6 protein-coding genes and 2 pseudogenes are annotated in these 9362 nt (G+C 69.1%); 4 read left to right on the top strand and 4 right to left on the bottom strand.

Annotated elements, in window-relative coordinates; genetic code table 11:
* Positions 1-60: 60 nt before the first annotated feature.
* The gene (locus AB0D57_RS46480; protein WP_362088570.1) at positions 61-2178 is read right to left on the bottom strand and encodes an alpha-1,4-glucan--maltose-1-phosphate maltosyltransferase; all 2118 of its coding nucleotides are present in this window, start codon (positions 2176-2178) and stop codon (positions 61-63) included.
* Positions 2179-2408: 230 nt separating this feature from the next.
* Entirely contained in the window at positions 2409-3611 is a 1203-nt protein-coding gene (locus AB0D57_RS46475; protein ID WP_362088569.1) for a S8 family peptidase, read from the bottom strand.
* Positions 3612-4078: 467 nt separating this feature from the next.
* On the opposite strand from AB0D57_RS46475, the gene glgP reads away from it, so the two are divergent.
* The 3 genes and pseudogenes from glgP to AB0D57_RS46460 all read left to right on the top strand — a co-directional run bounded on the left by glgP (position 4079) and on the right by AB0D57_RS46460 (position 7599).
* Positions 4079-6697, top strand: coding sequence for an alpha-glucan family phosphorylase (gene glgP, locus AB0D57_RS46470; protein ID WP_362088568.1), 2619 nt, complete (start codon positions 4079-4081; stop codon positions 6695-6697).
* Positions 6698-6739: 42 nt separating this feature from the next.
* Positions 6740-6952: pseudogene (locus AB0D57_RS46465) on the top strand (hypothetical protein); the annotation flags it as partial.
* 302 nt (positions 6953-7254) lie between these two features.
* Entirely contained in the window at positions 7255-7599 is a 345-nt protein-coding gene (locus AB0D57_RS46460) for a DUF2750 domain-containing protein (RefSeq protein WP_362088567.1), read from the top strand.
* On the opposite strand, the pseudogene AB0D57_RS46455 reads toward AB0D57_RS46460, so the two are convergent.
* A pseudogene (locus AB0D57_RS46455) lies at positions 7596-7916 on the bottom strand (transposase); the annotation flags it as partial. The gene AB0D57_RS46460 and the pseudogene AB0D57_RS46455 sit on opposite strands and share 4 nt — an antisense overlap.
* Positions 7917-7941: 25 nt before the next feature.
* Between AB0D57_RS46455 and AB0D57_RS46450 the strand changes: the two are divergent.
* A complete protein-coding gene (locus tag AB0D57_RS46450; protein WP_362088566.1) occupies positions 7942-8553 on the top strand; it encodes a hypothetical protein in 612 nt (203 codons plus the stop codon).
* A 52-nt stretch (positions 8554-8605) separates the two neighbouring features.
* Here AB0D57_RS46450 and AB0D57_RS46445 read toward each other — a convergent pair whose 3' ends face one another.
* The gene (locus tag AB0D57_RS46445; RefSeq protein WP_362088565.1) at positions 8606-8902 is read right to left on the bottom strand and encodes a transposase; all 297 of its coding nucleotides are present in this window, start codon (positions 8900-8902) and stop codon (positions 8606-8608) included.
* Between the last annotated feature and the right edge of the window lie 460 nt (positions 8903-9362).

Raw genomic sequence — 9362 nt, 5'->3', positions numbered from 1 at the left:
CGGGGTCGCGGTCCCTGGCCGGGGTGTCCTCGAACGTGTCCGGGACGGGCTCGTTGACGATCATGTGGTGGGTGACCCTCCGATCTGCGGTGAGGACGGTCGCAGGACGGTGAAAATGTGCGCGGGCCTACGCCCTGGCTCGAGGCGCACATAGTTGGTCCTGCCCCAGTAGTAGGTCTCGCCGGTGAGCTCGTCGCGCACCGGCACGGACTCATGCCATTCCAGGCCGAGTTGTGGCATGTCCAACGAGACCGTGGCTTCCTGGGTGTGGTGGGGGTCGAGGTTGACCACCACCACAACCGTGTTCGAACCGCGTGCGTCCGAGGCGGACTTCGAGTAGGCGATCACCGCCTCCTTGTCCGTGTGGTGGAAGTGGAGATCGCGCAACTGCCGCAGCGCCGGACTGCGCCGCCTGATCGCGTTGAGCTCACCCATCAATGGCGCGATGCTACGACCGTCATGCTCCGCCGACTCCCAGTCACGCGGACGCAGTTGGTACTTCTCGGAGTTGAGGTATTCTTCGCTGCCCTTGCGCAGCGGGGCGTTCTCGCAGAGCTCGAAACCGCTGTAGACGCCCCACGTCGGTGACAGCGTCGCGGCGAGCACCGCCCGCAGTTCGAAGGCCGGACGCCCGCCCTGCTGAAGAAACTCGTGCAGGATGTCCGGGGTGTTGACGAAGAAGTTGGGGCGCATGAAGGCCGCCGTCTCCCCCGACAGCTCGGTGAGGTACTCGGTCAGCTCCTCCTTGGTGTTGCGCCAGGTGAAGTACGTGTACGACTGCTGGAAGCCGATCGCGCCGAGCGTGTGCATCATCGCGGGCCGGGTGAACGCCTCGGCCAGGAAGATCACGTCCGGGTCGGTGCGGTTGACGTCCGCGATGACCTGCTCCCAGAAGGCGACCGGCTTGGTGTGCGGGTTGTCGACGCGGAAGATCCGGACGCCGTGGCTCATCCAGTGCCGCAGCACCCGCAGCGTCTCCCGGACCAGGCCCGGCATGTCCTTGTCGAAGGCGATCGGGTAGATGTCCTGGTACTTCTTCGGCGGGTTCTCCGCGTACGCGATCGTCCCGTCCGCCCGGTGATGGAACCACTCCGGGTGCTTCTGCACCCAGGGATGGTCGGGGGAGCACTGGAGCGCGAAGTCGAGGGCGATCTCCAGACCCTCGCGCTCCGCCCGGCGTACGAACGCGTCGAAGTCGTCGATCGTGCCGAGATCCGGGTGGATCGCGTCGTGCCCGCCCTGCGGGGAGCCGATCGCCCAGGGCACACCGACGTCGTACGGGCCCGCGGAGAGCGTGTTGTCGGGGCCCTTGCGGTAGGTGGTGCCGATGGGGTGGATCGGTGGCAGATAGACGACGTCGAAGCCCATCGCGGCGATGGCGGGCAGACGTTCGGCGGCGGTACGGAACGTGCCGTGGACCGGCGGGTCGAGCCGTCCGCTCTCTGAGCGCGGGAAGAACTCGTACCACGCGCCGTACAGGGCACGCTCGCGCTCCACGAGCAGGGACAACGGCTCGGAGGAGGTCACGAGTTCGCGCAGCGGATGGCGGGCGAGGACCCGGTCCACGTCGGGGGTGCGGGCGGCGGCGAGGCGGGACGAGGCCGGACGGTCGAGGTCGCGCAGCGCGTCGACGGCGGCGAGGACGACGTCCCTTGCGCCGCTGCTCTTCGGGACTCCGGCGGCGGCCCGTTCGTACAGCCGCGCGCCCTCCTCCAGGACCAGTTCCGTGTCGATGCCCGCCGGGATCTTGATCCCCGCGTGGTGGCGCCAGGTGGCGACCGGATCGCTCCACGCCTCCACCGTGTACGTCCACAGACCCGGCTCCCCGGCGGACACCCGGGCACCCCAGCGGTCGGTGCCCGGGGCCAGTTCGCGCATCGGGGTCCAGGGGCCAGGGCGGCCCTCCGGGTCGTGCAGGACGACGTTGGCGGCGACCGCGTCGTGACCCTCGCGGAAGACGGTGGCCGAGACTTCGAAGGCCTCGCCGACGACCGCCTTGGCGGGCCGGCTGCCTCCGAGGACGACGGGGCGTACGTCGAGGACGGGTATGCGTCCGACGGCGCCACCGGGTTCGGTGGAGGATTTCTCCGGGGTGCGAGGGCCGGCGTCGACCCCGCGTATGGGGGGTGTGGTGGAGGTGGTCGTCGGGGGTGGCGACGTGTGGTGCGTGGCGGGCATGACCGCTCCTGTCCGCGTCAACGTGGGTGGGCGGATGACGGTGTGGGGAGGTGGGGCCTGCGGGCGTACCGAAGGAGCCTTCCCACCCTATTCGGGTGGGCAATCCGGCACTTTGTTAACTACTCGCGCGTATGTCTACACACAAGACCGGCCTCGTCCGGTGAGGGCGAGGCCGGTCTTGTGCCCTGCGGTTCTCCAGGGACGGTCGACCCGCGGCTCGTCAGGTCTCTCTAGGGATTGTTGACCTGAAGCAGCCTGTTCGGGGAGCCGAGCCCCGCGCCGATGACCTTCCCCGGCACCGCCCGCTGCACGAGCGCCTTGCCCACCTGGGCCGGGGTCGCCTTGCGATGGTCGGCCAGATAGAGCGCGGCCGCGCCCGCGACGTGCGGGCTCGCCATCGACGTACCGGAGTAGGTCGCCTTCCCGGTGTTGCTCACATTCGAGGCCGAGGTGATCGCCACGCCGGGTGCGAACAGGTCGAGCGAGGAACCGAAGTTCGAGAAGCTCGCCCGGGCGTCCGCCTTGTCGCTCGCGCCGACGGTGAGGGCCTGTTTGACGCGGGCCGGGGAGTAGAGACCGGCCGGAAGCCCGTCGTTGCCCGCCGCGATCGCGTACGTCACCCCGGAGGCGATGGAGTTGCGTACGGCGGCGTCCAACTGGGCGTTCGCGTACCCGCCCAGGCTCACGTTGGCCACCGCGGGCTTGTGCGCGTGCTTGGTCACCCAGTCGATGCCCGCGATGACCTGCGCGGTGGTGCCGGAGCCGGCGTTGTCGAGGACGCGGACGGCGACGACCTTGGCCTTCTTGGCGACGCCGTACGTGGTGCCCGCGATGGTGCCGGCGACATGCGTGCCGTGACCGTTGCCGTCCCCCGCGAACTTGTCGCCCCCGACGAAGTCCCAGCCGTAGCTCGCCCGGCCGCCGAAGTCCTTGTGCGTGATCCGGATGCCGGTGTCGATGACATACGCGGTCACGCCCTTGCCCGCCGATTCGGGCCAGGTGTAGCCCTTGTCGAGCGGCAGGTTCGGCTGGTCGATCCGGTCCAGGCCCCAGGTCGGCGGGTTGTTCTGGTGGTGGTCGAGCGTCACCCGGGTGTCCTGGACGACCGAGGCCACGCGGGAGTCCGCCGCGAGCCGCCGGGCCTGGTTCTCATTGACCTTCACCGCATAGCCGTTGAGCGCCGTGCTGTAGGTCTGGCTGATTTTCGCCCCGTACTTCTCGGCGATGCTCTTCCCCGCCGCCGACGGAGCTTTCGTTCCCCCCTTGAGTGTCACGAGGTAGCTTCCGCTGACGGAACCGGGGGCACCGGCGCCGAGTATCTGCCCCTGCGGGGCGGCGTGCGCGGGTGGCGGGATGGCCGAAAGTACCGCGACCGTCGTGACCGCGGTGACGCATCCTGCCCAGCGCAGACGCCTCTGTCTCGTCTGTGCCATGACGTGAGTTCCCCTCCTCGACTCGGCGTACGGAGGCCGGAGTCAAGCGGTGCGGACCGGTCCGTACCGGGTCCGTACCGTGCTCGTACCGCGCCCGCACCGTGCTCGGCCGTACGCCACTTGGCAGCCTCTCGTGCGGTGTGAAGTGCCACAAGACCGCCCATGAGGGCGGAATCGGCCATATCGGCCGTGGCGTACACGTGAAGGTTGCGGCGAATTTCCGCCGCAGTCACCGGGGCGGGAGACTCGGCCCACCCGCGCCGGAGTTCTTCGATGCGCCGTGTTGCGGAGGCAGCCTCGCCGCTAACGTCGTGGGTGACGAAGGGCGCACAAGGGCGTGCGTCCCTCAGCCGCGTACGTGGTGCTGCGTACGTCTTGCCGCTGTTTACGACCCGCCGCTTACGTCCCGCTGCTTACGTCCCGCTGCTTACGTCCTGCTGTTCACGCCCTTCGTGAAGGTGGAACTCGTGAAGGCAATCCGCAGATTCACCGTCCGGCCCGTACTCCCCGAAGTCCTTCACCCGCTCAGCGACCTGGCGCGCAATCTGCGCTGGTCCTGGCATGCCGAGACCCGTGACCTCTTCCAGTCCGTCGACCCCGAACGCTGGGCCGCGGCGGACGGTGACCCCGTACGCCTGCTCGGCAGCGTGTCGTCCCGGCGCCTGGCCGAGCTCGCCGAGGACCGCCGCTTCCTGCGCCGCCTCGCCGCGGCCGCCGACGACCTGCGCGACTATGTGACGGGCGAGCGCTGGTACCAGACCCAGCCGTCCGAACTCCCCGCTGCCATCGCCTACTTCTCGCCCGAGTTCGGCATCACGGCCGCGCTGCCCCAGTACTCCGGGGGCCTCGGCATCCTCGCCGGCGACCATCTCAAAGCCGCCAGCGACCTGGGCGTACCGCTCATCGGCGTGGGACTGCTGTACCGGCACGGCTATTTCCGTCAGTCGCTGTCCCGGGACGGCTGGCAGCAGGAGCACTATCCGGTCCTCGACCCGAACGAACTCCCGCTCGTTCCCCTGCGCGAGAGCGACGGCACCCCGGCCCAGGTCTCGCTGGCCCTGCCCGGCACACGCGCGCTGCGGGCCCGGGTCTGGCTGGCCCAGGTCGGCCGGGTGCCCCTGCTCATGCTCGACTCCGACGTCGAGGAGAACGACCTCGGCGAACGCGGGGTGACCGACCGGCTGTACGGCGGCGGCAGTGAACACCGGCTGCTCCAGGAGATGCTGCTGGGCATCGGCGGGGTGCGCGCGGTACGGACGTACTGCCGTCTCACCGGCCATGCGCAGCCCGAGGTGTTCCATACGAACGAAGGGCACGCGGGTTTCCTGGGCCTGGAGCGGATCGCCGAACTGGCCGCCGAGGGACTGGACTTCGAGGCGGCGCTCGAAGCGGTGCGGGCCGGAACCGTCTTCACCACCCACACCCCCGTCCCCGCCGGAATCGACCGCTTCGACCGGGAACTGGTGGCCCACCACTTCGGCGCCGACGCGGAACTCCCGCGCATCGACGTCGAACGGATCCTCGGCCTCGGCATGGAGACCTACCCCGGCGGCGAGCCGAACCTCTTCAACATGGCGGTGATGGGGCTCAGGCTGGGACAGCGTGCGAACGGCGTCTCGCTCCTCCACGGCCAGGTCAGCCGCGAGATGTTCTCGGGCCTGTGGCCGGGCTTCGACCCCGACGAGGTCCCGATCACCTCGGTGACGAACGGCGTGCACGCGCCGACCTGGGTGGCACCGGAGGTCTTCCGCCTCGGCGCCCGCCAGATCGGCGCCCAGCGCACCGAGGACGCGATGACGGTCGGCGGCTCGGACCGCTGGGACGCGGTGGCGGACATCGCGGACCAGGAGATCTGGGATCTGCGCCGGGTGCTGCGGGAGCAGCTGGTGCTGGAGGTACGGGAACGGCTGGCGGCTTCCTGGCGCCAGCGCGGTGCCGGGACGGCCGAACTCGGCTGGATCGACGGGGTGTTGGACCCGGACGTCCTGACGATCGGTTTCGCGCGCCGCGTCCCCTCGTACAAACGCCTGACCCTGATGCTGCGGGACCGCGACCGCCTGATGGACCTCCTCCTGCACCCGGACCGCCCCCTCCAGATCGTCGTGGCGGGCAAGGCCCACCCCGCCGACGACGGCGGCAAACGCCTGATCCAGGAACTGGTCCGCTTCGCGGACGACCCGCGCGTACGCCACCGCATCGTCTTCCTCCCCGACTACGGCATGGCGATGGCGCAGAAGCTGTACCCCGGCTGCGACATCTGGCTGAACAACCCCCTGCGCCCCCTGGAGGCCTGCGGTACGTCCGGCATGAAGGCGGCGCTGAACGGCTGTCTCAACTTGTCTGTCCTGGACGGCTGGTGGGACGAGTGGTTCCGGCCCGACTTCGGCTGGGCGATCCCCACGGCGGACGGCACGGCCACGGACGACGACCGCCGCGACGACCTGGAGGCGGCGGCGCTGTACGAACTACTCGAACAGCGCGTCGCCCCCCGCTTCTACGAGCAGGGCCAGGGCGGACTCCCCGACCGCTGGATCGAGATGGTCCGCCAGACCCTGACCCACCTCGGCCCGAAGGTGCTGGCCGGCCGGATGGTCCGCGAATACGTGGAACGCCTGTACGCCCCCGCGGCCCGCGCCCACCGCTCCCTCTCCCCGGACACGGCCCGCGAACTGGCCACCTGGAAGTCCCGCGTCCGGGCCTCCTGGCCGCAGGTCACCGTCGACCACGTCGAGGCCTCCGCCGCCACGACCACCGCCGAACTCGGCACCACCCTCTCCCTGCGCGTCCGCGTCGCCCTCGCCGACCTCGCCCCCGACGACGTCGAGGTCCAGGCCGTCTCCGGCCGCGTCGACTCCCAGGACCGCATCACCGACGCGACCTACGTCCCACTGAAACCGGCGGGCGGCCCCGACCTGGAGGGCCGCTGGGTCTACGAGGGCCCACTGCCCCTGGACCGGACCGGGCCCTACGGCTACACGGTCCGCATCCTGCCCACGCACCGGCTGCTGGCGTCGAGCGCGGAGGTGGGGTTGGTGGCGATTCCTTCGGAGGAGGTGGGGGAGGGGGCTGGGGTGCTGATGCGCTGACGCCGACTCGCGATCTGCGGGTCTCGGGGTTGCGGGGTGGCGGGGTCAACCTTGGTTGCCGTGCCAGCCGACAAGTCGGCGGTGCTGGCGTGGAAGCCGGGCGGCGGCTCGCCCCGGCCCGTCTGGCACGCGCTCGGCTTCCTTGTCCTCGCCTCGGTCCAGGTCGTGCTCGGCATCGCGCACATACCGTCGGTCCATCTCCCCCTGGGCGTCCTGATGTTCGGACTGAGCGTGCTGGCGCTGGCGCGGCGCTGAAGTCCGATACGGGGGCGCATCGGGATCAACTGGGGCCTGTCTGGCGGATCAGGCCGCGTCAGGGGGCCTGCTCGCCTTTTGCGCGGGTGAGCGAGGGCTGGCGCGTCGAGTTGGACGCGAAGGGGGGCGACAACGCGGAGCGTGGGCAACCGACGGCAACGCCGCAGAAAATGGGCTCTCCCCTGCTCGGGCGAAGCCGAGAGCTTGGGGAAGTGGCAGGGCCCGCGACCGCGGCAAGCTCCGCCGTAGCCCTAAGAACTCCTAACGAAATGAGTGGCGCAGAACGCTAGGCTCAGGTGGTCATGAGTCAGAGTGGTTCGCAAGCAGCAGCATTCTTCCGAGACGTCCTCCAGAGCGGAGTCGTCTGGCTTGTGCGGGATGACGAGGGGAGCCCGGCTCCCCTCGCGACTGACGGCACCCGGAGTCTTCCCTACTGGTCGACATCCGCCCGCGCCGCGCGGGCAGCGAAGATCTGGGGGAATGGGCTACGGGTTGAATCCATGCCTCTGGATGCCTGGCGCGACAGCGAACTGCCTGCTGCCTCCAGTGAAGGACTCATGATCGGCGTCAACTGGAGCGGACCCCGTCTCGTCGGGTGGAGTTTCACTCCGGTCGACGTCCTCAGACGACTCGCGGCCGCCGCCTAGCTCTCGCACTCGCTCGGCAGAGCGCGCAGTCGCCGCCAGCAGATGAGTGCGCATCCGAGCGTGAGGAATGCTTCGCGGATCTCCCAGCGGATCCGCAGGCGGCGGAACCAGTGCAGGTGGGCGAACGCGCGCTCCACGACCCAGCGTTGGGCGCCCAGGTCGGAGCCGTGCTCGGTGCCCCGGCGGGCGATCAGCGGCTTCACGCCAAGGTTCCAGACCAGACGGCGGTACTTGTCGTGGTCGTAGCCGCGGTCGCCCAGCACCACGTCCGGGCGGCGCCGGGGCCGGCCGCGCTTGCCCCGCACCGGCGGTACTGCCTGAAGACGGTTGGCAGACGGGGCCGTGGAGTCGAAGGCGCCCGAGGCGAGCCGGGGGCCGCTGACCGAGGCTCAGTTGACCGATGCGCTCCCGGTAGGCTCCGATCTTCCCGGCTTCACCGCAGAGCCGCAGAGCGCTCCCTTGCTGGAGGCCCAGGACATCGTGACAACCGGCAAGCTGGCCTGTCGTCCGCTCTCGGACATGATGAGCGTGCGCCCCCGGCATCCACGCCAGGCCATGGTCTGGGCCACGCTCCGACCGGACGGGGCTCCGTCGGCTGCCACACCCGGCAGCGTGACTCTCACGAGTCACCGGGGTAACGGTGCGCCGGCATGGATGGCCGAGCTCAAGAAGGCTGTGGCCAACTGCACCAGTTTCACTGCCACGTCACGGCGCGGCTGGACCTACCGGTTCACCGTCACAAGCCTTCCCCAGGTGCGGGTGGGTGACGACGCGGTTAGTTACCTGATCACGAATGTCATGGCCCCGCGTGGGGAGGGCAACGTCATGACGGTCGTCCGCACCGGCAGCACCTTCGCCACCTATCTCCTGCCCCCGCAGGATGGAGAAGCGCGCCCTGTGGCGGAATCCGTTGCCCATCGCCAGCACATGAGGATCCAGACCGTCGGGGAGTAGCGCGGGAGTCGAAGCAACGTCTCGAGTGCATCCCCTACTCGGCCTCACATGATCACGCACCGGTGCCGGCGAGGCGGAGGGCACCGATGGCGAGGTTGCGCCAGGTCGCCATGGCGCGGGGTGCGTTGCCGGTCCGGAGCTGCGAGGCGTCTTCGGCGAAGGTGGTGTCTCTCATGTGGTGCAGGGCCTCGATCTGCCAGTGCGAGCGGATCATGTTCGCGAGCTGAGCGGGAGTGGCCTGCCCGGCGGCCAGGCTGGTGACGGCGTAGACGGTCTTGATACTGACCTTGCCGTTCTTGCGGTGCAGGCAGCGGCGCTCGAGCTGGACGGCCTGGCGGGATTTCTGCACAGAGGTGCGGTGGCGCACGCGCGTGCGAGTTGCAGCTAACTCGTAATCGACTAAGGTTGCATATGTGGCGCTCATGTGAATCAGGGGACTCACATTCGGGTCGGCGCCAAATTTCCCGTGTCGCTTCTATTTCCCATGCCAACCGCCTCGGTAAACGGCGTCCTCAAAAGTTCCCACGAGCGGACTGCCGCCGACGCCAGAGTGCGGCACGGAGACCATGCGGCAGGAAAAGTTCGATCACTCCTGAGCTGGGAGCATGAAATGGGAAACATAAAGAAGGGAGGGGTCATGATCAGAAAGGCAATCGCTTTAGGCCTGTGTACTGCCGCTGTGAGGGCTGTCGTGGCAGTGGCTCCGCCTGCGATGCAATGCCACGTAGTTAGGAAACGGCGAGGATTTTGATGTTGGGCGGGTCAAGGTGGTGAGTGGTGGATTCGGTGGGTTGTTTCTTTCTGTAGGC

The organism is Streptomyces sp. NPDC048275 (assembly GCF_040652275.1).
In the GTDB taxonomy this organism is placed as follows: domain Bacteria; phylum Actinomycetota; class Actinomycetes; order Streptomycetales; family Streptomycetaceae; genus Streptomyces.
Note: the sequence above shows the minus strand (reverse complement) of the source record. Positions and strands in the feature narration are given on the sequence as shown.